Source organism: Streptomyces sp. NPDC087422 (genome assembly GCF_044744145.1).
Classification (GTDB): Bacteria; Actinomycetota; Actinomycetes; order Streptomycetales; family Streptomycetaceae; genus Actinacidiphila.
Genome location: NZ_JBIUXT010000018.1, coordinates 1 through 23,951, shown reverse-complemented (window position 1 = coordinate 23,951; position 23,951 = coordinate 1). Strand labels below are relative to the sequence as shown.

Below are 23,951 nucleotides of genomic sequence, written 5' to 3'. Positions count from 1 at the left end.
CCTTCGCGTTCCCGCCTCTGCCTTCGATCCTCGGGCCGGACCGGGGCCGCGCCGGTCCGCGATACGGATCGCGCGCGCGGGCATGATGGAGGACAGGCGGGTCATCCGATCGGTCGATGCGCGGGCCGTTCCGGCAGGTCACGCTGCGAATGGCGGCCGGTCACCGGGTCGCCTCCCGCACCGCTCGCAGCGCACCGACCCCGCCCTCGACCAGGAGCCCCGATGCACAGCTCGCCGCCGCCCGGCCAGGACCGGGACGCGCCCCCGGTCCCGACCCCGGAGCCGAACCGGACGCCGGAGCCGAACCGGAGGCCGCAGCCGCAGCCGGAGCCGGAGCCGGATTCGGATGCGGTATGGGAGCTGAGGCCGGAACCCGCATCGGAGCGGGACCCGGAGCCGAGCCCCGATCCGGACGGCTGGTGGCTGGCGGCGGTCATGAACGGCGCCTTCGTCGTCCTCCTCGCGGGCGCCCTCATCCGCTTCGTCGACCGGCACCCCGGCAGCGGTCGCCTGCCGTGGGTGATCGGGCTGAGCGTGGCGCTCACGGTCCTCCAGTTCGCGGGCCGTCGGCCCGGACGGCGACGCGAACCGCTCCCCCGCAAGTGGGAGCTGGCACGCCTCGCCGCCCTCGTCGCCTGCTGGACCGTCGTCGTCCTGCTGGCGCCGAGCTTCGCCTGGTGCGCCGTCCCGCTCATCTACACGAGCCTGCGGTCGCTGCCGACCCGGGCGGCCGTGGCGCTCGTGGCGGTGCTCGCCGTACTCGTCGTCATCGCGGAGTTGCGGCTGGCGGACGGGACGGACCCCAATCTGGTGCTGCTGCCACCCGCCGTCGCCACCCTCGCCACCGCCGTCTTCGTCCACATGCGGCGGCAGACCAGCCGCCAGCAGGCCCTCATCGACGACCTGGTGCGGACCCGCCGCGAACTGGCGGCCACCGAACGGCGCGAAGGCACCCTCGCGGAACGGCAGCGGCTGTCGATGGAGATCCACGACAGCCTCGCGCAGGGCCTGTCCAGCCAGCGGATGCTGCTCCAGGCCGCGGACCGGATCTGGGAGACGGCACCGGACGCCGCCCGCGGCCACGTCCGTACCGCCACCGCCGTGGCCGAGCAGAATCTCGCCGAAGCACGCCGCTTCGTGCACGACCTCGCGCCCGCCGCGCTCGTCGGACAGGATCTGGACGACGCCCTGCGCGCGCTCGCCGCGCAGCACTCCGAAGACTCTGACCGCTCCGAAAGCTCCGACCACTCCGAAGGCTCTGACGACTCCGAGCACGCTCCGCGCTCCCGGCCGTCGGCCCTCACGGTCCGCTGCCACGTGGAGGGCGCGCCCGTGCCGCTCCCGGACCGTACGCGGTCGGCGCTGCTGCGGATCGCGCAGGGCGCGCTCGCCAACACCGCGGAGCACGCCGGGGCCGCCCACGCCACGCTCACGCTGACGTACCTCGACGACCAGGTGCTGCTCGACGTCTCCGACGACGGGCGCGGCTTCGATCCGGCCGCCGTCGCCGCCACCGGGGTACGCGGCCACGGGCTGCCCGCGATCCGCGCGCGGGTGGGCCAGCTCGGCGGCACCCTGAGCATCGAGTCAGCCCCCGGCGAGGGCACCGTGCTGTCCGTCGCCGTCCCCCTCGAAGCCCTGGAGGCCGCTCCGTGACCGAGATCCGACCCGTCCGTCTCGTGGTCTGCGACGACCACGCCGTGGTGCGTGCCGGACTGATGGCGCTGCTGGCCAGCGCGGACGGCATCGAGGTGGTGGGCGAGGCGGGCAGCGGCGAGGAGGCCGTCGCGATGGCCGCGAAGACGCGGCCGGACGTGGTCCTCATGGACCTCCAGCTCGGTCCGGGCATCGACGGCGTCGAGGCCACCCGCCGGATCGCCGCCGCCGCGGCCCACGCACCGGCCGAATCCGTTCGGCCGGAGACGCCCGGAGCAGCCGCCACGCCCGGAGCAGCCGCCACGTCCGGAGCAGCCGCCGCGCCCGGGACAGGCACGGCGCCCGGGACAGGCATGGCGCACGGCGGCCCGTACGTCCTCGTCCTCACCACGTACGACACCGACGCCGACATCACCCGCGCCATCGAGGCGGGCGCGACCGGCTACCTGCTGAAGGCCGAGCGCCCGGAGGAGCTGTTCTCCGCGATCCGCGCCGCCGCGCAGGGCCGCACCGCGCTGTCGCCGCCGGTCGCGGGGCGCGTGATGGCCCATATGCGCGCGCCGGGACCGCAGTTGACCGCCCGGGAGCGCGACATCCTCGGCCAGCTCGCCCGCGGCCTCGGCAACCGCGACATCGCCCGCGCCCTGTTCATCAGCGAGGCCACCGTCAAGACCCACCTCGGCCGGATCTACGACAAGCTCGGCGTCGACACCCGCGCGGGCGCGGTGGCCGCGGTGACCGAACGCCGCCTGCTCGGCTGATCCCGCACCAGAACCCCCAGCACCCCGCCCCCAGGGGCGCGCCGAAACCGCCGCCGCCCCGACGTGACCCCCGCCCCCGCCCCGCGTCATCATGGACAGATGCCCGAGGGAGACACGGTCTGGCTGACGGCCCGCCGACTGCATGACGCGCTGGCGGGGCGCGCCCTCGTGCGGGCCGACCTGCGGGTGCCGCAATTGGCCACGGCCGATCTGACCGGCCGCCGGGTCCTCGAAGTGGTGAGCCGCGGCAAGCACCTCCTCACCCGGCTGGACGGCGGCGCGACGCTCCACTCGCATCTGCGGATGGAGGGCTCCTGGCACCTGTACGCGCCCGGTGAGCGCTGGCGCGGCGGTCCCGCCCACCAGATCAGGGCGGTGCTGGAGACGGAGCACAGGACGGCCGTCGGCTACCGGCTGCCGGTACTGGCGCTGCTGCCGACCGCGCAGGAGTCCGAGGCCGTCGGCCACCTGGGCCCCGATCTGCTCGGGCCCGACTGGGACCCGGCGCGGGCGCTGGCGCGGCTGGTCGCGGAGCCGGAGCGGGAGATCGCCGAGGCGCTGCTCGACCAGCGCAATATGGCGGGGCTCGGCAATGTGTACGTGGTCGAGCTGTGTTTTCTGCGCGGGGTGACACCGTGGACGGCGGTCGGCGACGTCAGGGCGCCGGAGAAGGTGGTCGCGCTGGCGAAGCGGCTGCTGGAGGCGAACAAGGAGCGCCCCGGCCACATCACCACGGGCGATACGCGGCGCGGCCGTACGCACTGGGTCTACGACCGGGCGAACCGGCCGTGCCTGCGCTGCGGCACCACGGTCAGGACGGACCGGCACGGCAGAGCGGACCAGAGCCGGGTCGCGTACTGGTGCCCGAGCTGTCAGAAAGGTCCGCCTCCGCACGGCAATTGACGGACCGTCAGATACGGTCGTACGGTCGGACGCATGACGGTCACGGCGTACGACCTCAGCGGGCGGGTCGCCCTGGTCACCGGAGCGGCGAGCGGGATCGGCCGGGCCAGCGCGCGGTCGCTGGCGTCAGCGGGCGCGGTCGTGGTGTGCGCGGACCGGGACGAGCCGGGGGTACGCGAGACGGCGGCGCTGATCGATGAGGCGGGCGGGCGGGCCGAGCCCAGGGCGCTCGACGTCACCGACAAGGCGGCCATCGCCCGGACCGTCGCCGGCATCGTCCGGGACCACGGCGGCCTCGACATCTTGGCGGCCGTCGCCGGGATCATGCACAGCAGCGGCGTCCTCGACACCAGCGACGACGACCTGGACCGCGTCCTGGCGGTGAATTTCCGCGGGGTGCTGCACTGCGCCCAGGAGGCGGCCCGCGCGATGGCCGACCGCGGCGGCGGCAGCATCATCACGATGTCGTCCAGCGCGATCGACACGGGCGCGCGCGGCCTGCTCTGCTACAGCGTCTCCAAGGCGGCCGTCGTCCAGCTCACCAAGACCCTCGCCACCGAGCTGGGCCCGCTCGGCGTCCGCGCCAACACCGTGGCTCCCGGCTTCATCCGCACCCCGATGACCGCGCACTACGGCACCGGCGCGGACGGGGTGTTCGACGAGAGGGCGCAGGCCCGCGCCGAGGAGTCGCTGGCACGCATGTCCCCGCTGGGCCGGGTCGGCAGGCCCGAGGACGTGGCCCCGGCCGTGCTCTACCTCGCCTCAGACGCCTCCGCCTTCGTCACCGGTCAGATCCTCCGCCCCAACGGCGGGGTGGCCATGCCCTGGTAGGACGCATCCCCGGAATCCGGCGTCGGGCGACAGCCGTCCGGTCCGCACCCGTTCCATCGGCCCCCGCGGAAAGAACGGCCCGTCCGCGTCACCCGCCACGGCCGCCCGCATCCGCCGCTTCACCGTCGGCACCGCGTGCAGCGGTATGAGCCCGAGGCTCCAGCCGCCCGCGGCCATCGCGCCCTCCCACGGCCCGACGGCCTCCGGCCGTATCCACAGCCGCAGCACCGCCCACCACCACAGCAGCCCGCAGGCGAGCGCGAACACGACGGCGGCGGAGCGTACGCCCCGGCCGGATCCCGTACGGCGGACGCCGGATTCAGCACCGCGGCCCGCGCATCCCCTACCGCGGACCGGAGAACCGTCCGGCGTCTCGCGGCCCGGCGGCCGCACCGATGACCGGCGCCGCGACCGACCCCGTGACCCGTCCCATGACCAGCCCCCCACCCGGTCCGTGGCCTGGAGCACGAAAACTCGCAGTGCGCGCATGGCCGCCTCCTTCGGACCCCCGAGGTTGCGGCGGGAGGCCGCCCGCGGCGGGTCCCGTACTCAGGTGCGATGCCCTGCCGCCAAGATCGCTAGCCGCGCGCCGGCAGGCCCCGGGCAACGTTCACCCGAAAGGGTCGCCGCACGGCCACGACCAGCTGCGACATATGCACGCAAAGCGACATTCCGGCCGTGCGTCAGACGTTCTCGGCCTGGAACATCCAGTGGAACTTCTCGATGTCGGCGGTGATCCCGATCAGGATGTCCTGGCTGACCGGATCGGGCTGCTCGGTGGTCTCGATCCGCTCGCGCATCCGCACGATCACGGCGTCCAGCGCGGCGACCAGGATCTCGACGACCTCGGTGTCTTTGACCCAGCCGTCGGTCACCGTGTCGATCCCGCTGGTCTCGGCGACCGTGCGGGCCCGCCCGTCGGGCGTCACGCCGATCGCGGAGGCCCGCTCGGCGACCGTGTCGGAGTGCAGCCGGGCGGTGTCGACGACCTCGTCGAGCTGGAGATGGACGGAGCGGAAGCGCGGGCCGACGACATTCCAGTGCACCTGCTTGGCGAGCAGCGACAGGTCCAGGAGGTCCACCAGGGCGCCTTGCAGCGCGTCTCCGACGGTCTTCCGGTCCGGCTCCGACAGCGGGCTCTTGACGACAGTCATGCGGTTCTCTCCTAGCGGATCGACACCATGAGGTCCGTTTCGCCCCCCTTGACCCTCCCCGCCTACCCTGCCTCGGGCTCGCACACATGGCAAAAGCACGAACAACAGCGCGGACGAAAGCGCGGCCCGAAGCACGGCGCGAAGCACGCCGGGAGAAGGGCGCGAGAAGGGCGAGAGATGGCCGGGAGAAGGGCGGAGGAACGGCCGAAGCCCGGCGGACGTACGGGCACACGCCGACGGCCCCGACCGGGAGCGAGCCGGTCGGGGCCGTCGGAACAAGCAGGTCAGAAGGCTAGGCGGCGACCACGTCGACAGCCTCGGCAGACTTCTTGGGCGCCTTGATAGTGATCCGTTCGTCCGGTGTGGACGTCATGGACGTGACAGAAGTGACCGCACCCAGCAGGGGCCGCATCGGCGCGGCAGTGGTCTCGGACGCCGCCGACTGTGCCAGCTCGGCAAGCGACAGATCGTCACTGACCTCCCGCATCACCTCGGACATAGGAACGTCCAAGGCGTCGCAGATCGCCGAGAGCAGCTCGGATGACGCTTCCTTCTGCCCCCGTTCGACCTCTGACAGATAGCCCAGGGAAACCCGGGCGGACGAAGAGACCTCACGCAGGGTGCGGCCCTGGCGCTGGCGCTGCCGACGCAGCACGTCACCAAGCAGGCGACGGAGCAGGATCATCGGTGGCTCCCTCCTCGGACCGCGAATCCGCATCCTCTTCGCCCCACCGTACCGCCTCGGGCACCGGCCGTGCGGGGAGCGATGTCGTGTTCACTCAGGGCTGCAAACATCCCTTCCCCCCGTGTTCTTCCCTATCCTTCGCCTCCGGACTCTTCTCGGGGCGGGTCTTCCTCAGCTCCGAGGTCAGCAGTTCGAATACGGCGGCCACGGTCGCCCGCCGGATCTCCGTACGGTCGCCCGACAGCCTGAGCGCGGCGCCCACCGCACCGCCGGGACCCGCGACGGCCACGAACACCGTGCCCACCGGCTGCCCGTCCTGCGGGTCCGGTCCCGCCACCCCGGTCGTCGCGGCGCCCCAGTCGGCGCCGAGCCGGTCCCGTACGCCCTCGGCCATCTCGCGGGCCACCTGGGCGTCCACGGCGCCGCGCGCGGCCAGCAGGGCCGCGTCCACGCCGAGCAGTTCGTGCTTGAGGGCGGTCGCGTACGCCGTCACCGAGCCGCGGAAGGTCCGGGAGGCGCCGGGCACCCCGGTCAGCTCCGCGGCCACCAGACCGCCGGTCAGGGACTCCGCGACGGCCAGCGTCCGGCCGCGCTCGTCCAGCAGCCGCAGTACCTCCGCCGCGTCCGCCCGCCCAGCGGCGGTCATACGCCCTGCGGTCGCTCGGCCCCGGCCTCGGCCTCCAGCTCGACGCCGGCCACGGAATCCGCCGCGGTCGCGCCCGCCGGAGCGCCCGCCGGAGCTTGGGCCGGAGCGGCGGCCGCTTCCGCGACCGCCTCGGAGGCCGCCGCGACCGCGGCGCGCTCCGCCGCCAGTCCCGCGCGCCGCAGGACGACCGCCTGCCGTACGTAGTCGAAGCCGGTGGCGACGGTCAGGACGACCGCGGCGCCCATCATCCAGGCCCGTACGGTGGCCAGCGGGCCGGTCAGGATCAGGACGTACATGCCGACGGCGATGCCCTGCGTGAGCGTCTTGAGCTTGCCGCCCCGGCTGGCGGGGATCACGCCGTGCCTGATCACCCAGAACCGCATGGCGGTGATGCCCAGCTCGCGGAAGAGGATGACGACGGTGACCCACCAGGGCAGGTCGCCGAGGGCGGACAGGCCGACGAGCGCCGCGCCCATGATCGCCTTGTCGGCGATGGGGTCGGCGATCTTGCCGAAGTCGGTGACCAGGCCGTAGCGGCGGGCCAGCTCGCCGTCGAAGAGGTCGGTGATCATCGCGACGGCGAAGGCGGCCCAGGCGAAGGAGCGCCAGGCCGGGTCGTGCCCGTCGCCGTGCACGAGCAGCAGCACGAAGCCGGGGACCAGGACCAGCCGGGCCATCGTGAGCATGTTCGCGATGTTCCACAGGTCGGCCTTGGGCAGCACCGGGTCCCCGAGGTGGTCGGGGGTCGAGGAGGCCGGGGCGGCGGGCGCGGGGGCTCCGGTCATCTGCCCACCTCCTGCAGGCCGCGCGGGGTGTCGGTCACGCCCCCCGCGGCACTCGCGGTCCCGGTCGTATCCTCAGGAATCTCAGGAATCTCGGGAATCTCAGGAACCGCCGGAATCCCAGGAACCGCACGGCTCGCCGGAACCGCCGGAACCGCCGGAACCGCCGGAACCGCCGGGACGTCCAGCGGCTCCGCGATCAGGTCCACGCCCTCGGTCGCCGTCACCTTCGCCATGACGAAGGTCCCCGGCAGCGGGGCGGGAGCGCCGTCGGGCACCGCCAGCACGACCTGCCCGTCGGTCTCCGGCGCCTGGTGGTCGGCCCGGCCGGTCACCTCGCCGGTCTCCTCGTCCACCGCCTCGACCAGCACCCGTACCGTCGCGCCCAGCCGCTCCTCCGCGCGCTGCGCGGTCAGCTCCTCGGCCAGCCGCGAGACCCGCGCGAGCCTGGCGGCGACCACGTCCTCGTCGAGCTTGTCGCCGAAGGTCGCCGCCTCCGTACCGTCCTCGTCCGAGTAGCCGAACACGCCGATGGCGTCCAGCCGCGCGGAGCCCAGGAACCGTTCCAGCTCGGCCAGATCGGCTTCCGTCTCGCCGGGGAAGCCGACGATGAAGTTCGAGCGGACACCCGCCTCCGGGGCCTTGGCCCGGATGGTGTCCAGCAGTTCGAGGAAGCGGTCGGTGTCGCCGAAGCGGCGCATGGCGCGCAGCACGGCGGGCGCGGAGTGCTGGAAGGACAGGTCGAAGTACGGGACGACGCCCGGAGTTCCGGTGAGCGCGTCGATCAGGCCGGGGCGCATCTCGGCGGGCTGGAGGTAGCTCACCCTGACCCGCTCGATGCCGTCGACCGCCGCCAGCTCAGGCAGCAGCGTCTCCAGCAGGCGGATGTCGCCGAGGTCCTTGCCGTACGAGGTGTTGTTCTCGCTGACCAGCATCACCTCCTTGACGCCCTCTCCGGCCAGCCAGCGGGTCTCGCCGAGGACGTCGGAGGGGCGGCGGGAGATGAAGGAGCCGCGGAAGGACGGGATCGCGCAGAAGGTGCAGCGGCGGTCGCAGCCGGAGGCGAGCTTCACGGAGGCGACGGGTCCCGAGTCCAGGCGGCGGCGCAGCGGCGCGCGCGGGCCGGAGGCGGGCGCGACGCCCTCGGGCAGATCGGCGGGCGCCTGGGCCGCGAAGTCCTCGGAAGCCTCAAGAGCGCTCGCGGCGGCCTCGACCGGCTCCTCGCCCGACGTCCCGTGCCCCTGGGCGTGCCCCGGCAGCGCCACACTCGCCGCCTGCCGCTCGGCCGGGCTGATCGGCAGCAGCTTGCGCCGGTCGCGCGGGGTGTGCGACGCGTGGACGCCGCCGGCCAGGATCGTCCGCAGCCGGTCGGAGATGTCCGCGTAGTCGTCGAAGCCGAGTACGCCGTCCGCCTCGGGCAGCGCCTCGGCCAGCTCCTTGCCGTACCGCTCGGCCATGCAGCCGACCGCGACGACGGCCTGGGTGCGCGCCTGCCCCTTGAGGTCGTTGGCCTCCAGCAGCGCGTCCACCGAGTCCTTCTTGGCCGCCTCGACGAAGCCGCAGGTGTTCACGACCGCCACATCGGCCTCGGAGGCGTCGTCGACCAACTGCCATCCGTCCGCCGCCAGCCGGCCGGCGAGTTCCTCGGAGTCCACCTCATTGCGGGCGCAGCCGAGCGTGACAAGAGCGACGGTACGGGGTTCGGGCATACGCTCAGCGTACCCGGCCATGTCGCCGCCGCCCCCGCGCCACCGGTGCTCGCGGTGGTGCCGGGACGGCGGGGAAGCACAATTCAGCCCTGCGTGGGGTCACCCGGCGTGTAGGTGAGACGCACCACCTGGCCGTCGGTGCCCGCGGCGCCGAGGTCCTTGCCGTTGACGAAGAGCTTGACGGCGCCCGCGTTGCCGACGACGAGCTTGATCTTCTTGTCGTCGGTGAAGGTCTGGGACTCGCCCTTCTTCAGCGACTTCTGGAAGAGCTGCTTGCCGTTGCCGTCACTGGCCTGGACCCAGCTCGTGCCGCTCTCGGCGCTGATCTTGACGGTGACCTTGCCGGGCGGGGCGGCGGCGATGGCGCTGTCGGTCGGGTCCGTCTTCGGATCGGCGCCGTTGCTCTGCGGCGACTGGGTGACGGCGGGCGCGCTGGTGGTCGCGGACGGGCTCGGGGAGTTCGCCGCGGTCTTGTCGCCGCCGCTGCCGCCGGTGAAGACCGTGAAGCCGACGAAGCCCACCACGGCGACGATCGCCGCGACCATGGCCGCCGTCCAGTTCGCCCGGCGCGGCTCCGAACGGATCTTCTGCGCCTCGTAGAGCGGCGCGACGGGAGCGGGCGCCTCCTCGCCGATGTGCTCGGCGACGTACTGCTCGACCAGCGGTTCGGGGTCGACGCCGACGGCGCGCGCCAGGGTCCGGATATGCCCGCGGGCGTAGACGTCGCCGCCGCACCGCGAGAAGTCGTCCTGTTCGATCGACTGCACGATCGGGACGCGCACCCGCGTGCTGGTGCTGACCTCGTCGATGGAGAGCCCCGCCGCGATACGGGCCTGGGCGAGGGCGTGACCGACCGAAGGCCGGTCTTCGGAGGGCGAGTTGCCGACGGACACGAGGGCGCCTTTCGAGGGTGCAGCCACCTGCTGGAAGTTCAGTCTAGGGGGGGTACGAAACGCGGCGGCAACCGGACGATCACTTTTTGTCCGCCATCAGGATTGCCATCGGGATCGCGGTCGGGGTTGCCATCGGGATCGCGGTCAGGATCGTCGTCGGAAGCCGACAGGTTCACCCGTGTGCATCGATACGAGCCCCCCTGTATCAACTTGACGTACGAACAGGAGAAACGGTTGCCCCAACACATTCCCCGAGTCCCGTGACTTACGCATTTCCGTGGGCCGTCCGGGCCCCCGGTACGTACAGGACCGGCCGTTCCCGCGCGCTCGACCTGCCGACGCCCGGCTCCGGACCGGCCGCTCCTACGCTCCTCCGCCGCGGATCTCGGCGAGGACGTCGTCCAGCTCGTCGGCCTTCACCATCACGTCGCGCGCCTTGGAGCCCTCGCTGGGGCCGACGATGCCGCGCGACTCCATCAGGTCCATCAGCCTGCCCGCCTTGGCGAAACCGACCCGCAGCTTGCGCTGGAGCATCGACGTGGAGCCGAACTGGGTGGAAACCACCAGCTCAGCGGCCTGGCACAGCAGGTCCAGGTCGTCGCCGATCTCCTCGTCGATCTCCTTCTTCGGGCCGCTGCCGACCGTGACGTCGGAGCGGTAGCTGGGCGTGAGCTGCGCTTTGCAGTGGTCGACGACCTTGGCGACCTCGTCCTCGGTGACGAAGGCGCCCTGCATACGAATCGGCTTGTTCGCGCCCATCGGCAGGAAGAGCCCGTCGCCCTTGCCGATCAGCTTCTCGGCGCCGGGCTGGTCCAGGATGACGCGGCTGTCGGCGAGCGAGGACGTCGCGAAAGCGAGCCGGGAGGGCACATTGGCCTTGATCAGACCGGTCACGACATCGACGCTGGGCCGCTGGGTGGCCAGCACCAGGTGGATGCCCGCGGCCCGCGCGAGCTGCGTGATGCGGACGATGGAGTCCTCCACGTCACGCGGCGCGACCATCATGAGGTCGGCCAGCTCGTCCACGATCACCAGCAGATACGGATACGGCGTCAGCTCGCGCTCGCTGCCCTCGGGCGTCTTGGCCTTGCCCGAGCGCACGGCGGCGTTGAAGTCGTCGATGTGCCGGAAGCCGTACGCAGCGAGGTCGTCGTAGCGCAGGTCCATCTCGCGCACCACCCACTGGAGGGCTTCCGCGGCCCGCTTGGGGTTGGTGATGATCGGGGTGATCAGGTGCGGGATGCCCTCGTACGCGGTCAGCTCGACGCGCTTGGGGTCGACCAGCACCATCCGGACCTCGTCGGGGGTGGCGCGGGCCATCACCGAGGTGATCAGGCAGTTGATGCAGGAGGACTTGCCGGAGCCGGTGGCGCCCGCGACCAGGACGTGCGGCATCTTGGCGAGGTTGGCCATCACGTAGCCGCCCTCGACGTCCTTGCCGAGCGCGACGGTCATCGGGTGGTCCTCGCCCGCGGCCTCCGCGGAGCGCAGCACGTCGCCGAGGTTGACCATCTCGCGGTCGCTGTTGGGGATCTCGATGCCGACCGCGGACTTGCCGGGGATCGGGCTGATGATCCGGATGTCGGGGCTGGCGACCGAGTAGGCGATGTTCTTGGCGAGCGCGGTGATCCGCTCGACCTTGACCGCGGGGCCCAGCTCCACCTCGTAGCGGGTGACCGTCGGGCCGCGGGTGAAGCCGGTGACGACCGCGTCGACCTTGAACTCCTTGAAGACCTGGCCGAGCGCCGCGACCACCGCGTCGTTGGCGGCGCTGCGGGTACGGCCGGGGCCGCCGCGCTCCAGCAGGTCCAGGGAGGGCAGCGCGTAGGTGATGTCGCCGGAGAGCTGGAGCTGTTCCGCGCGGGGCGGCAGCGGCGGTCCCGTGGTCTCGGGCGACTTCTTGGTGAGGTCGGGGACGCCGCCGGACTCCGCGGGGACCCCGCCGGACTCCTCCGGGGTGTCCTCGGCGCGCGCGGCCGGCACCGGCTTCCTGATCCGGCTGGTGAGGTCGGCGACCAGCGGGGAGGGCTGCACGCCGTGCAGCACCGCGCCGTCCAGCGCGGCGGCGGCAGCGGCGGCCACGTCCACCGCGTCCCTGCCGTCCTCGTCCCGGTCGCCGGGCAGCGCCTCGGAGCGGCGCCTGGGGCGGCGGCGCGGCTTGGGCTCGTCGGCGCCCGGGTCGCCCCCGGCCGCGGACGCGACGGCGGAGCGCTCGTCGGGGTCGGTGTCGCTGTCGACGTCGTAGGGCTCCGCGGCCGATTTGCCGAAGCGGATCGGCAGCCGCCGTACGGGCGACTCATCGGTGGTGGCGGCGGTGCGGGGGTCGTCCTCGTCCTCGAAGAACTCCTCCAGCGGGACCGCCTCGGGGTCCGCGGGCGCCTCGTACACGCCGAGCCGGGTGGCGGCCTGGCGCAGCCGCTGCGGGATCGCGTTCACCGGGGTGGCGGTGACCACGAGCAGGCCGAAGCCGGTGAAGAGCAGGAGCAACGGGACGGCGAGCACCGAGCCGACGGTGTAGACGAGCGGGGAGGCGGCGGCCCAGCCGAGCAGGCCGCCCGCGTCGCGCATCGCGGTCGCGCCCTCGCCGCGGTCGGGGGCGCCGCAGGCCAGGTGGACCAGGCCGAGCGCGCCGATGACGAGGGCGGACAGGCCGATCACGATCCGGCCGTTGGCCTCCGGCTGTTCCGGGTGGCGCATCAGGCGTACGGCGACCGCGCCGAGCAGGAACGGCACGAGCAGGTCGAGGCGGCCGAAGGCGCCGGTGATCAGGACCTCGACGAGGTTGCCGACCGGGCCCTGGAGGTTGGACCAGGTGCCCGCGGCGACCACCAGGGTCAGGCCGAGCAGAAGCAGCGCCAGGCCGTCCTTGCGGTGCGCGGGGTCCAGGCCGCGCGCGCCGCGCCCTATGCCGCGGAAGACGGCGCCCACGGTGTGCGCCAGGCCGAGCCACACGGCGCGCGCCATGCGGAAGAGCCCGCTGGTCGGCGACGGTGCGGGCCGGGGCGCGGGTCTGGCCGCCGCTGCCTTCTTGGCGGGCGGTCTCCCCGCGGCGCTCTTCGCGGCGGCGGGCTTCTTCGCCGCGGTCTTCTTGGCCGCAGGCTTCGCCGGGGCTTTTTTGGCGGTGCCGGACGTACGTGAGGCCATGGTGCCGAGGTTACCGCCCTTGTGATCGGGTGACACGCGTGCCTGAGAGTACGCCCGTTCGTGTCGTCCGGCCGGGGCCGGGGACTGACGCGACGTCAAAAGCGGCGCGCGGCCTTCCCCGTACGGCTCACTCCTGATTCGGCAGCTTGACGACGCCGTTGCCGGTGCCCGGTTCGAGCGCGTCCAGGGCGCGGCGCAGGCCGGTCAGCTTGCGCTCCAGGTGGGCGGCGGTGGCGACGGCCGCGGCGTCCGCGGACTCGTCGAGCTGCTTGGTCAGCGCCTCGGCCTGCTCCTCGACGGCGGCCAGCCGCGCGGACAGTTCGGCGAGCAGCCCCGCGGGTTCGCCCCCGCCGCGTCCCCTGCCGTTGGCGCCCGCGGCGGACGGCACGCCCTGTTCCAACTGGAGCCGCAGCAGTGCCGCCTGCTCCCGGAGCTGGCAGTTCTTGGTGTAGAGGTCGACGAAGACCGACACCTTGGCGCGCAGCACCCACGGGTCGAACGGCTTGGAGATGTAGTCGACCGCGCCCGCCGCGTACCCCCGGAAGGTGTGGTGCGGGCCGTGGTTGATGGCGGTGAGGAAGATGATCGGGATGTCCCGGGTCCGCTCCCGCCGTTTGATGTGCGCCGCGGTCTCGAACCCGTCCATGCCCGGCATCTGGACATCGAGCAGGATCACCGCGAAATCATCGGTGAGCAGCGCTTTCAGCGCTTCCTCCCCGGACGATGCCCGTACCAGCGTCTGATCGAGCGCAGAGAGGATCGCCTCAAGCGCCAGCAGATTCTCCGGCCGGTCATCGACCAGGAGGATCTTGGCCTTCTGCACCATGGCCCGCCCTCCTCGCCCCGGCACTACACCGGTCGCCGCCCCCGGGGACGACTCCGTCGTGCCGCCCGTCCTTGTGCCGGTCATGGTAGCCGCACCCCGCCGTTCGCCACACCCTGTCACCGCCAGGTCACTCAACACGTACCGCAAACGTAGGCGGAGACCAGAAGGTTCCCCTTAATCGGCGCCCTCACACCTCATCGGGCGCACGATCCCGGGCGCGGGCCCATGGCGTCGCCGGGCCCGCGCCCGGCCGTCACCGGGCGTGCATCCACTCCTCCATCAAGGTGAGCAGATGGTCGGTGTCGACCGGCTTGGTCACGTAGTCCGACGCCCCGGACTCGATGCTCTTCTCCCGGTCGCCCTTCATCGCCTTCGCGGTGAGCGCGATGATCGGCAGCCCGGCGAACTGCGGCATCTTGCGGATCGCCGTGGTCGTCGCGTAGCCGTCCATCTCCGGCATCATGATGTCCATCAGCACCACGGCGATGTCGTCGTGCTGCTCCAGGACCTCGATGCCCTCGCGGCCGTTCTCGGCGTACAGCACGGTCAGGCCGTGCTGTTCGAGGACGCTGGTGAGGGCGAAGACATTGCGGATGTCGTCGTCCACGATCAGCACCTTCTCGCCGCTGAAGCCGCCGGAGAAGCCGGTGTACGCGTCGGGGTGCCCCTCGTCGGACCAGGTGTCCTCGGTGCCCGCTCCGCCCGGACCCCGCGACTGCGCGGAGCCGTTGGCCGAGCCGTTCGCGGACCCGCCGCGCGGACCCGACCCGTTCGAGGGCGCAGAGCCGTTGGACTGGCCGCCGCCCTCGGGCAGTTGCGGGGGCTGCGCGGAACGGCGGCGCAGCCGGGCCAGGCTGCTGCCCGGGCGCGCCCGGTCGCCGGCCGAGCCCTGCTCGAAGTCGCCGCCGTGGCCGCCCGCGGGCAGTTGCGGCAGCGCCTGCGGGAAGTCGCCCAGGGACAGCGGCAGATACAGCGTGAAGGTCGAGCCGCGTCCCGGCTGGCTGTCGGCGTGGATCTCGCCGCCGAGCAGCCGGGCGATCTCGCGGCTGATCGACAGACCGAGGCCCGTACCGCCGTACTTCCGACTGGTGGTGCCGTCGGCCTGCTTGAACGCCTCGAAGATCACCCGCATCTTGCTGGCCGCGATGCCGATGCCCGTATCGGTCACGGAGAAGGCGATCAGCGGCTGGTCGGGCTCGCGCATCGTGCCCGCTTCCAGCAACTGCTCCTTGATCGACTGCGGCACCTCGGTGCCCGCGGGCCTGATCACCAGCTCCACCGAGCCGCTGTCGGTGAACTTCACCGCGTTCGACAGCAGATTGCGCAGCACCTGGAGCAGCCGCTGCTCGTCGGTGTGCAGGGTGACCGGCAGTTCGGGCGAGACCCGGACGGAGAAGTCCAGGCCCTTCTCCGCGGTCAGCGGCCGGAAGGTGGCCTCCACGTAGTCCACGAGCTGCACCAGGGCGATACGGGTCGGCGAGACGTCCATCTTGCCGGCCTCGACCTTGGACAGGTCCAGGATGTCGTTGATGAGCTGGAGCAGGTCGGAACCGGCGCCGTGGATGGTCTCGGCGAACTCGACCTGCTTGGGCGAGAGGTTGCCGTCCGCGTTGTCGGCGAGCAGCTTCGCCAGGATGAGCAGCGAGTTGAGCGGGGTGCGCAGCTCGTGCGACATGTTGGCGAGGAATTCCGACTTGTAGCGCATCGAGACCGCGAGCTGTTCCGCGCGCTCCTCCAGCACCTGGCGGGCCTCTTCGATCTCGGTGTTCTTCACCTCGATGTCGCGGTTCTGCCGGGCCAGCAGTTCGGCCTTCTCCTCCAGCTCGCCGTTGGACATCTCCAGGGCGGCCTGCCGGTTCTCCAGCTCCGCCGAGCGCTCCTGGAGCTGTTCGGTCAGCTCCTGGGACTGCTTGAGCAGTCCCTCGGTCTTGGTGTTGACCGAGATGGTGTTGACGCTGATCGCGATGATGTCGGTGATCTGGTTGAGGAAGTCCTTCTGGATCTGGGTGAACGGCTGGAAGGCGGCCAGTTCGATCACGCCGAGCACCCGGCCCTCGAAGAGCACCGGCAACACGATGACGTGCGACGGAGGTGCCTCACCGAGCCCCGAGGTGATCTTCAGATAACCCGGCGGCACGTTCTCGATCAGGATCGAGCGCTTCTCCACCGCGGCCTGGCCGATCAGCCCCTCCCCCGGCAGGAAGACCGACGACATCGTCCGCTTGGAGAAGCCGTACGCGCCGATCAGCCGCAGCTCGTACTCCTCGCCGACCTCCTGGGTGTCCTCGGCGAGGAAGAAGGCGCCGTGCTGCGCGGAGACGACCGGGGTCAGCTCGCTCATGATCAGCGCGGCCACGTCGCCGAGGTCGCGGCGGCCCTGCATCAGGCCGGAGATCCGGGCCAGGTTGCCCTTGAGCCAGTCCTGCTCCTTGTTGGCGAGCGTGGTCTCGCGCAGACGGACGATCATCGTGTTGATGTAGTCCTGGAGTTCCAGGATCTCGCCCGCCGCGTCCACGTCGATCCGCAGATTGAGATCGCCGCGGGTCACCGCGGTCGCGACCTGCGCGATGTTGCGGACCTGGCTGGTCAGGTTGTTCGCCATCAGGTTCACGGACTCGGTGAGGTCCTTCCAGATGCCCGAGACGTCGGGCACCCGCGCCTGACCGCCCAGGCGTCCTTCCGTGCCCACCTCGCGGGCGACGCGGGTCACCTCGTCACCGAAGGCGGAGAGCTGGCCGACCATCGTGTTGATGGTCGTCTTCAGCTCCAGGATCTCGCCGCGCGCGTCCACGTCGATCTTCTTGGACAGGTCACCGCGGGCGACCGCCGTGGTCACCTGCGCGATCTGCCGCACCTGACCGGTCAGGTTGGACGCCATGCCGTTCACCGACTCGGTGAGGTCCTTCCAGGTGCCCGCCACGCCCGGCACCCGCGCCTGGCCGCCGAGGATGCCCTCGGTGCCCACCTCGCGGGCCACGCGCGTGACCTCGTCACCGAAGGCCGACAGCGTGTCCACCATCGTGTTGATGGTCTCGGCGAGCTGCGCGACCTCGCCGCGCGCCTCGACGGTGATCTTCTTCGTCAGGTCGCCGTTGGCCACGGCCGTGGCGACCGACGAGATCGAACGCACCTGGCTGGTCAGGTTGTTGGCCATCAGGTTGACGTTGTCGGTGAGGTCCTTCCAGATGCCCGACGCGTCACGGACCCGCGCCTGGCCGCCGAGCTGGCCCTCCGTACCGACCTCACGGGCCACGCGCGTGACCTCGTCACCGAACGCGGACAGCGTGTCCACCATCTGGTTCACCGTCGTCACCAGCGCCAGGATCTCGCCCTTGGCGTCGACGGTGATCTTCCGGGACAGGTCGCCCTGCGCCACCGCGTTGGTGACATCGGCGATGTTGCGGACCTGACTGGTCAGGTTGTTCGCCATGAAGTTGACGGACTGCGTCAGGTCCTTCCAGGTGCCGCTGACGCCCTGCACCTCGGCCTGCCCGCCCAGGATGCCCTCGGTGCCCACCTCGCGGGCCACCCGGGTCACCTCCGCGCCGAACGCGGAGAGCTGGTCGACCATCGTGTTCAGGGTGTTCTTCAGCTCCAGGATCTCGCCCCGGGCGTCCACGTCGATCTTCTGCGACAGGTCACCGCGCGCCACAGCGGTGGCGACCTCGGCGATGTTGCGGACCTGGGCCGTCAGATTCCCCGCCATGCCGTTCACGGAGTCGGTCAGGTCACGCCACACACCGGCGACGCCGGGCACCTGCGCCTGGCCGCCGAGCCGCCCCTCCGTACCCACGTCACGGGCCACGCGGGTCACCTGCTCGGCGAACGACGAGAGCTGGTCGACCATCGTGTTGATGGTGTTCTTCAGCTCCAGGATCTCCCCGCGCGCGTCCACGTCGATCTTCTGCGACAGGTCACCGCGCGCCACAGCCGTCGTGACCTGCGCGATCTGCCGCACCTGGGACGTCAGATTGCCGGCCATGAAGTTGACGGAGTCCGTCAGGTCCTTCCAGGTGCCGGCCACCCCGTCCACCCGCGCCTGACCGCCCAGCCGCCCCTCCGTACCCACGTCACGCGCCATCCGCGTCACCTGGGCGGCGAAGGAACCGAGCTGGTCGACCATCCGGTTCACGGTGTTCTTCAGCTCCAGCATCTCGCCGGAGACGTCCACCGTGACCTTCTGCGTCAGATCGCCGTTGGCGACCGCCGTCGTGACCTGCGCGATGTTACGGACCTGGCCGGTCAGGTTGCGGAAGGCCGTGTTCACGGAGTCCGTGAGGTCCTTCCACGTACCCGCCGCGCCCGGCACCTGCGCCTGACCGCCCAGCACACCTTCGACGCCGACCTCGCGGGCCACCCGCGTCACCTCCGCGCCGAACGCGGAGAGCTGGTCGACCATCGTATTGACGGTGTTCTTCAGCTCCAGCATCTCGCCGGAGACGTCCACCGTGACCTTCTGGGACAGGTCGCCGTTGGCGACCGCCGTGGTCACCTGGGCGATGTCGCGCACCTGGCCGGTCAGGTTGCGGAAGGCGGTGTTCACCGAGTCGGTGAGGTCCTTCCACGTACCCGCCGCGCCCGGCACCTGCGCCTGACCGCCCAGCAGACCCTCGGCGCCGACCTCACCGGCGACCCGCGTCACCTCGTCGGCGAACGTCCGCAGCGTCTCGGTCATCGCGTTGATCGTCTCGGCGAGCTGCGCGACCTCGCCGCGCGCGCCGATGGTGATCTTCTGCGACAGGTCGCCGTTGGCGACCGCCGTCGTCACCTGCGCGATGTCCCGCACCTGGGCCGTCAGATTCCCGGCCATCAGGTTCACGGAGTCCGTGAGGTCCTTCCACACACCGGCCATGCCCGGCACCTGGGCCTGGCCGCCCAGCTCGCCCTCGGTGCCCACCTCGCGGGCCACCCGGGTCACCTCGGAGGAGAACGAGGAGAGCTGGTCCACCATCGTGTTGACGGTGTTCTTCAGCTCCAGCATCTCGCCGGCCACGTGCACGGTGACCTTGCGGGACAGATCGCCCTTCAGGACCGCCTGCGTCACCAGCGCGATGTCCCGCACCTGGGCCGTCAGCCGGTACGCCATGGTGTTGACCGAGTCCGTGAGGTCCTTCCAGGACCCCGCCATGCCCCGGACCTTCGCCTGGCCGCCCAGCTTGCCCTCGGTACCGACCTCGCTGGCCACCCGCGTCACCTCGTCGGTGAACGCGGAGAGCTGGTCCACCAGCCCGTTGACCGTCCGGCCGACCTTGAGGAATTCGCCGCGCAGCGGGTGCGCCGACCCGTCCGCGTTCTGCGACCGCAGGTCCATCCGCTGTTCCAGGTCGCCCTCGGCCACCGCCGACAGCACCCGCCCGACCTCCGACACCGGCCGTACGAGATCGTCCACCAGCGCGTTGGACGCCTCGATCGCGGCGGCCCAGGCGCCCTCGCAGGCACCGGTCTCCAGCCGCTCTGTGAGTTTTCCCTCCCGGCCGACGACCCGCCGGACCCGGGCCAGCTCACCGGTAAGGTGCTGGTTACGGTCCGCGACCTCGTTGAAGACGGCGGAGATCTCCGCCATCACGCCGTCACCCGACACCGTCAGCCGCTTGCGGAAGTTCCCGTCCCGCATCGCGGCCAGCGCTCCGAGGAGCTTGACCAACGCGGCCGAATCGACCTCTACGGTCCCACTGGCGCGGGATCGCCCGTTCTTCGTGCGCGTGCTCGTGCCCCGCGCCGATGCGCCAGACTCCACCGTGTCCCTCCTGGAGGGTCGACCGACCTGCAAAAGTGCAAGATTGCTGCCTTGAGAGCATGCCCAGTGTTTCACCATGGCCCCACCCGGCCATAACAGTTCGGCGGCATCGCTTATAACCCGTGGCACGTTCGGGGTGGAAACACCCGCAACCGGCGCACGCGGTGTCCGCGTGGGTAAGTAACCTGGCTCTTGTGTCGGCGGCGCCGCACCTTGCCAGGCGTACACCTCAGGGGGCCGCCGACGAGGACCGGGCAGGACGGCGGCGGCACGGGCGGCGGGACCGGTCAGCGGACCCGCCCACGGACGAGCAACGAGGAGACCGGTGATCACGGCGCGCGCTGCGGCCAGCTTCGAACCGGTGGGGCGGTCGGTCGCCGTCGCGCGTGCCTTCGTACGCGACACCCTGCACGGCTGGGGCTTCGCCGACGTCGTGGACGACGCGGTGGTGCTCACCAGCGAACTGGTGACCAACGCCGTCGTGCACGCGGGCACCGCCGCCGACGTGCAGTGTCTGCGGTACGAGACGGCTGTACGCGTCGAGGTCGCCGACCACTACCCCGACCGCGAGATCCCCATCCAGGGCAGAGGCCGCCAGTTCCGCGACCCCGACAACGAGGGCGGGCGCGGCCTGCTGCTGTGCGCCGCCCTGGCCAGCCGCTGGGGCGTGGAGTACACCGGCGCGGGCAAGCACGTCTGGTTCCAGCTCGACCTGCCCGAGCGCCCCGCGGGCACCCGCTCCGCGGGACCCGTCCTGCCCGCCGCCGACCTCCCGCTCACCGACGAGAGCGTGCGCGTCGCCGTCGTCCAGGTCGACCGCATGGGCTCGATCACGCGCTGGAACGACGACGCGGCCGAGCTCTTCGGCCACCCCGCCGCCGACGTCGTCGGCAAACCGCTCGCCGACCTCACCGCCTGGCCGCAGACCCCCGGCACCGGCATCGGCCTCGCCGAGGCCCTGCTGCACTCCCGCTGGGAAGGCACCTACGGCCTGCGCGACGCCGACGGCCGCGTCCTGCCCGTGTACGGCTCCCACCTGCGGGTCCGCGACAGCGAGGGCGAGCCCTCCACCGTCATCCTGCTGGTGCGCGCCGAGGAGCGCGCCGTGCTCCAGACGCCGTCCCGCGGCTCCGGCAGCGCGGAATCCGGCCTCGGCCAGCGCGGCAAGACCACGGACGCCTTCGAGGTCTTCATCGGCTCCCCCGCCCCCGACGACCTCGACAGCCTCCTCCAGCGCACCGTCGAACGCGCCCGCGACATGCTCGACGGCGACGCCGCCTACCTGCTGCTCGCCACCGACGACGAGACCGAGCTGGAAGTACGCGCCTCCACCGGCCTGCCGTCCGCCCGCCAGCGCTTCGCCCGCGTCCCCGTCGAAGCGGGCACCGGACGCTACGGCAGCGCCCGTATGCCGGCTGTCCACGAGGACCTCACCGCGGTCCCCGGCGCCGTACCGCTGCTGTCCGGCACCGGCATGCGCTCGGTGGTCACCGTGCCGCTCAAGGTCGAGGGCCGCCTGACCGGCTCGCTCGGCGTCGCGGCCGAGGCCCCCGGCCGCTACAACAACCAGGAAGCGCTGCGGCTCCAATTCGCCGCCGACCGGATCGCGCTCGCCGTGGAGAGCGCCCGGCTCACCGAGCTGGAACGGCTGCGCCGCGGCTCGCTGTCCTTCCTCGTCGAGGCGTCCGACCTGCTCGCGGGCACGCTGGAACGCGACCAGACGCTGGCCCTCATGGCCCAGATGACGGTTCCGACGCTGGCGAGCTGGTGCGCGGTCTACACGATCGCCGAGCAGTCGGAACCGGAGCTGGCCTTCGTCCTGCACGAGGACGAGGACCGCATCGACGGCATCAAGGCGCTGCTGTCCCAGGTACGGCCTCCGGAGCCCGACCCGACACCCGGCGCCCGCATGTGGACCGCGCCCTCCGACGCGGCCCACTCCAGCGCCCTGCGGGCCTCTCTGCGCAGCCTCGGGGTCGGCGCGCGCTCCGCGCCCTCCTCGTCCGCGCCGAACGCCGCCACGCCCACCTCGGGCAAGGGCGGGCGCGCGCCGAGCGCCCCCGGTGTCGCGCTCGCCACCGCGGCGGCCGTCGGCGGCGAAACGGTCGTCCTGCCGCTGGTCGCCCGCAACCGGGTCATCGGCATGCTCACCCTCGGCAAGCCCGCCGACGAACGCTTCCGCCAGGAGATCCTCGAACTCGCCGAAGACCTCTCCCGCCGAGCGGCGCTCGCCCTGGACAACGCCCGCCTCTACAGCGAGCGCACCGCGATCAGCCAGGCCCTCCAGCGCAGCCTCCTGCCGCCGGAGCTGCCGCACATCCCCGGCGTCGAGGTCGAGGTCGTCTACCGCGCCGCGGGCGAGGGCAACGAGGTCGGCGGCGACTTCTACGACCTCTTCCCGATCCGCGACGGCTGCTGGGGCTTCGCCATCGGCGACGTCTGCGGTACGGGCCCGGAGGCCGCCGCCGTCACCGGCCTCGCCCGGCACGCGCTGCGCCTGCTGGCCCGCGAGGGCTTCGGCGGCCCCGCCGTCCTCGAACGCCTCAACGCCGCCATCCTCGACGAGGGCGCCCGCAGCCGCTTCCTCACGCTCCTGTACGGCGAGTTGTGGCCCCAGCACGACGGCAGCGCCGTCCTGCGCATGGTCTGCGCCGGCCACCCGCTCCCGCTGCGCCTGCGCCCCGACGGCACTGTCGAACCCGCCGCCGAACCGCAGCCGCTGCTCGGCGTGATGGACGACCTCGAACTGTACGAGCAGACCGTCTCCCTCGACCCGGGCGACGTCCTGCTCTGCGTCACCGACGGCGTCACCGAGCGCCGCGAGGGCACCCGTATGCTCGGCGACGACGGCCTCGCCGACGTCCTGTCCACCTGTACGGGCCTGACCGCGGGCGCCGTGGCCGCCCGTATCCAACGGGCCGTTGAGCGCTTCGCCTCTGACGCGCCGTCCGACGACATGGCGATCCTGTCGATGCGGGTCCCGAAGAAGTCCGAGTAGCGCGGGTTCTTCGCACGGGGATTCTTCGCGCGGGGATTCTTCGCGCGGTCCTCGGCGCGCGGTCCTTGGCGCGGGTCCTGGTGCGCGACGGCATGAAGAAGGCCCCCACCTGACGGTGAGGGCCTTCTGTGCCGAGCCCCAATACGGAATCGAACCGTAGACCTTCTCCTTACCATGGAGACGCTCTACCGACTGAGCTATTGGGGCGCGTCGATGGGAAGATCCTATCCCATGAACGCGGGTGCTCGAAGCACGCTCAGGGGTCGTTCAGCGGCGGTTCACAGCAGCCCGCCGAGCGCGTTGCAGGCGTCCGCGATGTGCGTCAACTCCCGCTGGGTGATGCCGGGGTGGACCGGCAGCGACAGGCTGTCCGCGGCCACCAGTTCGGTCTGCGGCAACACGGCCCCCGACCGGTGCGCGGGCATCCGGTGCACCGGTACGGGCACGCTCACCGTCGCCCGCACGCCCCGTGCCGCCAGGGCCGCGGCGAAGGCGTCCCGGTCCGGCCGGCCGTTGCCGGGAATCCGTACCGCGTACTGCCGGTAGAGGTGGTGCGCCCCCGGCTCGGTGTACGGCACGACCACGCCCTTGAGCGCCGAGTCCAGGAACCGCGCGTGCGCCCGCCGCCGGGCGACCACTCCCGCGTCCTCCTCGACACCGCCCTCGGTGCCCTGCTCCACGAGCGCCAGACCACGGCGCGACGCCAGGTCGTCGAGCCGCGCCATCGGCGCGGGGTGCCCGAATACGTGGACGGGTACGATCGCGGCCGTCCGCGCCGTGACGCCCGCGGCGACGGCCTCGGGGGCCAGGCAGAACGTCCGGGGGTCGATGTCCGCGAACACCGGTGTGGCGCCCGCGAGTCGGACGGCGTCGGCCGGCGCGCCCGGTCCGAACGACGGGACGATGACCTCGTCCCCTGTCCCGATACCCAGCTCCTCGAGCGACGTGCGCAGCGCGGCGGCCGTCGCGTCCGAAGCGATCCTGTGCCGTCGTCCGGCAGTCGTCATCTGCTGCACGTCTCCACACCTCCGCCTATCGGGAGGCCCAGAGTCTCGGAGCGACGTGAACATAGGGTAACGGAAAACAAAAATGCCTTGGCCCCCGAGTCGAAGCTCGGGGGCCAAGGCATTTATAAAGATTGTTCGGCGGTGTCCTACTCTCCCACAGGGTCCCCCCTGCAGTACCATCGGCGCTGAAAGGCTTAGCTTCCGGGTTCGGAATGTAAC

At 71.9% G+C, this 23,951-nt stretch carries 15 protein-coding genes, 1 tRNA gene, 1 rRNA gene and 1 pseudogene; 5 read left to right on the top strand and 13 right to left on the bottom strand.

Annotated features, from left to right (window positions below):
• Window positions 1-222 precede the first annotated feature (222 nt).
• The 4 genes from ACIO6U_RS34835 to ACIO6U_RS34820 all read left to right on the top strand — a co-directional run bounded on the left by ACIO6U_RS34835 (window position 223) and on the right by ACIO6U_RS34820 (window position 4,151).
• The gene (locus tag ACIO6U_RS34835; RefSeq protein WP_401725293.1) at window positions 223-1,656 is read left to right on the top strand and encodes a histidine kinase; all 1,434 of its coding nucleotides are present in this window, start codon (window positions 223-225) and stop codon (window positions 1,654-1,656) included.
• A gap of 62 nt (window positions 1,657-1,718) precedes the next feature.
• Window positions 1,719-2,417, top strand: coding sequence for a LuxR C-terminal-related transcriptional regulator (locus ACIO6U_RS34830; protein WP_401725377.1), 699 nt, complete (start codon window positions 1,719-1,721; stop codon window positions 2,415-2,417).
• A gap of 99 nt (window positions 2,418-2,516) precedes the next feature.
• A complete protein-coding gene (locus tag ACIO6U_RS34825; RefSeq protein ID WP_391052271.1) occupies window positions 2,517-3,320 on the top strand; it encodes a DNA-formamidopyrimidine glycosylase family protein in 804 nt (267 codons plus the stop codon).
• A 33-nt stretch (window positions 3,321-3,353) separates the two neighbouring features.
• Window positions 3,354-4,151: an SDR family NAD(P)-dependent oxidoreductase gene (locus ACIO6U_RS34820; RefSeq protein ID WP_401725291.1), complete on the top strand. Its 798-nt coding sequence runs from the start codon at window positions 3,354-3,356 to the stop codon at window positions 4,149-4,151.
• Here ACIO6U_RS34820 and ACIO6U_RS34815 read toward each other — a convergent pair.
• The 10 genes and pseudogenes from ACIO6U_RS34815 to ACIO6U_RS34770 all read right to left on the bottom strand — a co-directional run bounded on the left by ACIO6U_RS34815 (window position 4,083) and on the right by ACIO6U_RS34770 (window position 19,727).
• Window positions 4,083-4,418, bottom strand: coding sequence for a hypothetical protein (locus ACIO6U_RS34815; RefSeq protein ID WP_401725288.1), 336 nt, complete (start codon window positions 4,416-4,418; stop codon window positions 4,083-4,085). The genes ACIO6U_RS34820 and ACIO6U_RS34815 overlap by 69 nt on opposite strands.
• A gap of 416 nt (window positions 4,419-4,834) precedes the next feature.
• Window positions 4,835-5,305, bottom strand: coding sequence for a DNA starvation/stationary phase protection protein (locus ACIO6U_RS34810; protein ID WP_355338135.1), 471 nt, complete (start codon window positions 5,303-5,305; stop codon window positions 4,835-4,837).
• Window positions 5,306-5,597: 292 nt separating this feature from the next.
• Window positions 5,598-5,990 (bottom strand): helix-turn-helix transcriptional regulator, encoded by a 393-nt coding sequence (locus ACIO6U_RS34805; RefSeq protein ID WP_355338132.1) that lies wholly within the window; start codon window positions 5,988-5,990, stop codon window positions 5,598-5,600.
• A gap of 94 nt (window positions 5,991-6,084) precedes the next feature.
• Window positions 6,085-6,636, bottom strand: a complete 552-nt coding sequence (locus ACIO6U_RS34800) for a CinA family protein (protein WP_355338129.1) — start codon at window positions 6,634-6,636, stop codon at window positions 6,085-6,087.
• On the bottom strand, window positions 6,633-7,421 hold the full coding sequence (gene pgsA, locus ACIO6U_RS34795; RefSeq protein WP_355338126.1) for a CDP-diacylglycerol--glycerol-3-phosphate 3-phosphatidyltransferase: 789 nt from the start codon (window positions 7,419-7,421) through the stop codon (window positions 6,633-6,635). Before pgsA ends, ACIO6U_RS34800 begins: the two co-directional genes overlap by 4 nt.
• A gap of 182 nt (window positions 7,422-7,603) precedes the next feature.
• Window positions 7,604-9,127 (bottom strand): annotated as a pseudogene (gene rimO, locus ACIO6U_RS34790) (30S ribosomal protein S12 methylthiotransferase RimO); the annotation flags it as partial.
• 83 nt (window positions 9,128-9,210) lie between these two features.
• Window positions 9,211-10,020, bottom strand: a complete 810-nt coding sequence (locus tag ACIO6U_RS34785) for a RodZ domain-containing protein (protein ID WP_188286150.1) — start codon at window positions 10,018-10,020, stop codon at window positions 9,211-9,213.
• A gap of 363 nt (window positions 10,021-10,383) precedes the next feature.
• Complete coding sequence (locus ACIO6U_RS34780) at window positions 10,384-13,164, bottom strand: DNA translocase FtsK (RefSeq protein ID WP_401725283.1); 2,781 nt, start codon at window positions 13,162-13,164, stop codon at window positions 10,384-10,386.
• A gap of 127 nt (window positions 13,165-13,291) precedes the next feature.
• Entirely contained in the window at window positions 13,292-13,990 is a 699-nt protein-coding gene (locus ACIO6U_RS34775; protein ID WP_401725280.1) for a two-component system response regulator, read from the bottom strand.
• 253 nt (window positions 13,991-14,243) lie between these two features.
• The gene (locus tag ACIO6U_RS34770) at window positions 14,244-19,727 is read right to left on the bottom strand and encodes a HAMP domain-containing protein (protein WP_355338118.1); all 5,484 of its coding nucleotides are present in this window, start codon (window positions 19,725-19,727) and stop codon (window positions 14,244-14,246) included.
• A 325-nt stretch (window positions 19,728-20,052) separates the two neighbouring features.
• Here ACIO6U_RS34770 and ACIO6U_RS34765 point away from each other — a divergent pair, with 325 nt between their 5' ends.
• Window positions 20,053-22,725 (top strand): SpoIIE family protein phosphatase, encoded by a 2,673-nt coding sequence (locus ACIO6U_RS34765; RefSeq protein ID WP_355338115.1) that lies wholly within the window; start codon window positions 20,053-20,055, stop codon window positions 22,723-22,725.
• 134 nt (window positions 22,726-22,859) lie between these two features.
• Here the strand turns inward: ACIO6U_RS34765 and ACIO6U_RS34760 are convergent.
• From ACIO6U_RS34760 to rrf, 3 genes are all read right to left on the bottom strand, one after another.
• Window positions 22,860-22,932 (bottom strand) — tRNA-Thr (locus ACIO6U_RS34760).
• A gap of 71 nt (window positions 22,933-23,003) precedes the next feature.
• Complete coding sequence (locus ACIO6U_RS34755) at window positions 23,004-23,732, bottom strand: DegT/DnrJ/EryC1/StrS family aminotransferase (RefSeq protein WP_355338780.1); 729 nt, start codon at window positions 23,730-23,732, stop codon at window positions 23,004-23,006.
• A 133-nt stretch (window positions 23,733-23,865) separates the two neighbouring features.
• Window positions 23,866-23,951, bottom strand: a 5S ribosomal RNA gene (rrf, locus tag ACIO6U_RS34750); the annotation flags it as partial.

What these genes read in the sequence shown, in the direction of transcription:
- ACIO6U_RS34835 (WP_401725293.1), top strand. Translation starts at nt 223, where the DNA reads ATGCACAGCTCGCCGCCGCCCGGCCAGGACCGGGACGCGCCCCCGGTC.
- ACIO6U_RS34830 (WP_401725377.1), top strand. Translation starts at nt 1,719, where the DNA reads ATGGCGCTGCTGGCCAGCGCGGACGGCATCGAGGTGGTGGGCGAGGCG.
- ACIO6U_RS34825 (WP_391052271.1), top strand. Translation starts at nt 2,517, where the DNA reads ATGCCCGAGGGAGACACGGTCTGGCTGACGGCCCGCCGACTGCATGAC.
- ACIO6U_RS34820 (WP_401725291.1), top strand. Translation starts at nt 3,354, where the DNA reads ATGACGGTCACGGCGTACGACCTCAGCGGGCGGGTCGCCCTGGTCACC.
- ACIO6U_RS34810 (WP_355338135.1), bottom strand. Translation starts at nt 5,305, where the DNA reads ATGACTGTCGTCAAGAGCCCGCTGTCGGAGCCGGACCGGAAGACCGTC.
- ACIO6U_RS34805 (WP_355338132.1), bottom strand. Translation starts at nt 5,990, where the DNA reads ATGATCCTGCTCCGTCGCCTGCTTGGTGACGTGCTGCGTCGGCAGCGC.
- ACIO6U_RS34800 (WP_355338129.1), bottom strand. Translation starts at nt 6,636, where the DNA reads ATGACCGCCGCTGGGCGGGCGGACGCGGCGGAGGTACTGCGGCTGCTG.
- pgsA (WP_355338126.1), bottom strand. Translation starts at nt 7,421, where the DNA reads ATGACCGGAGCCCCCGCGCCCGCCGCCCCGGCCTCCTCGACCCCCGAC.
- ACIO6U_RS34780 (WP_401725283.1), bottom strand. Translation starts at nt 13,164, where the DNA reads ATGGCCTCACGTACGTCCGGCACCGCCAAAAAAGCCCCGGCGAAGCCT.
- ACIO6U_RS34775 (WP_401725280.1), bottom strand. Translation starts at nt 13,990, where the DNA reads ATGGTGCAGAAGGCCAAGATCCTCCTGGTCGATGACCGGCCGGAGAAT.
- ACIO6U_RS34755 (WP_355338780.1), bottom strand. Translation starts at nt 23,732, where the DNA reads ATGACGACTGCCGGACGACGGCACAGGATCGCTTCGGACGCGACGGCC.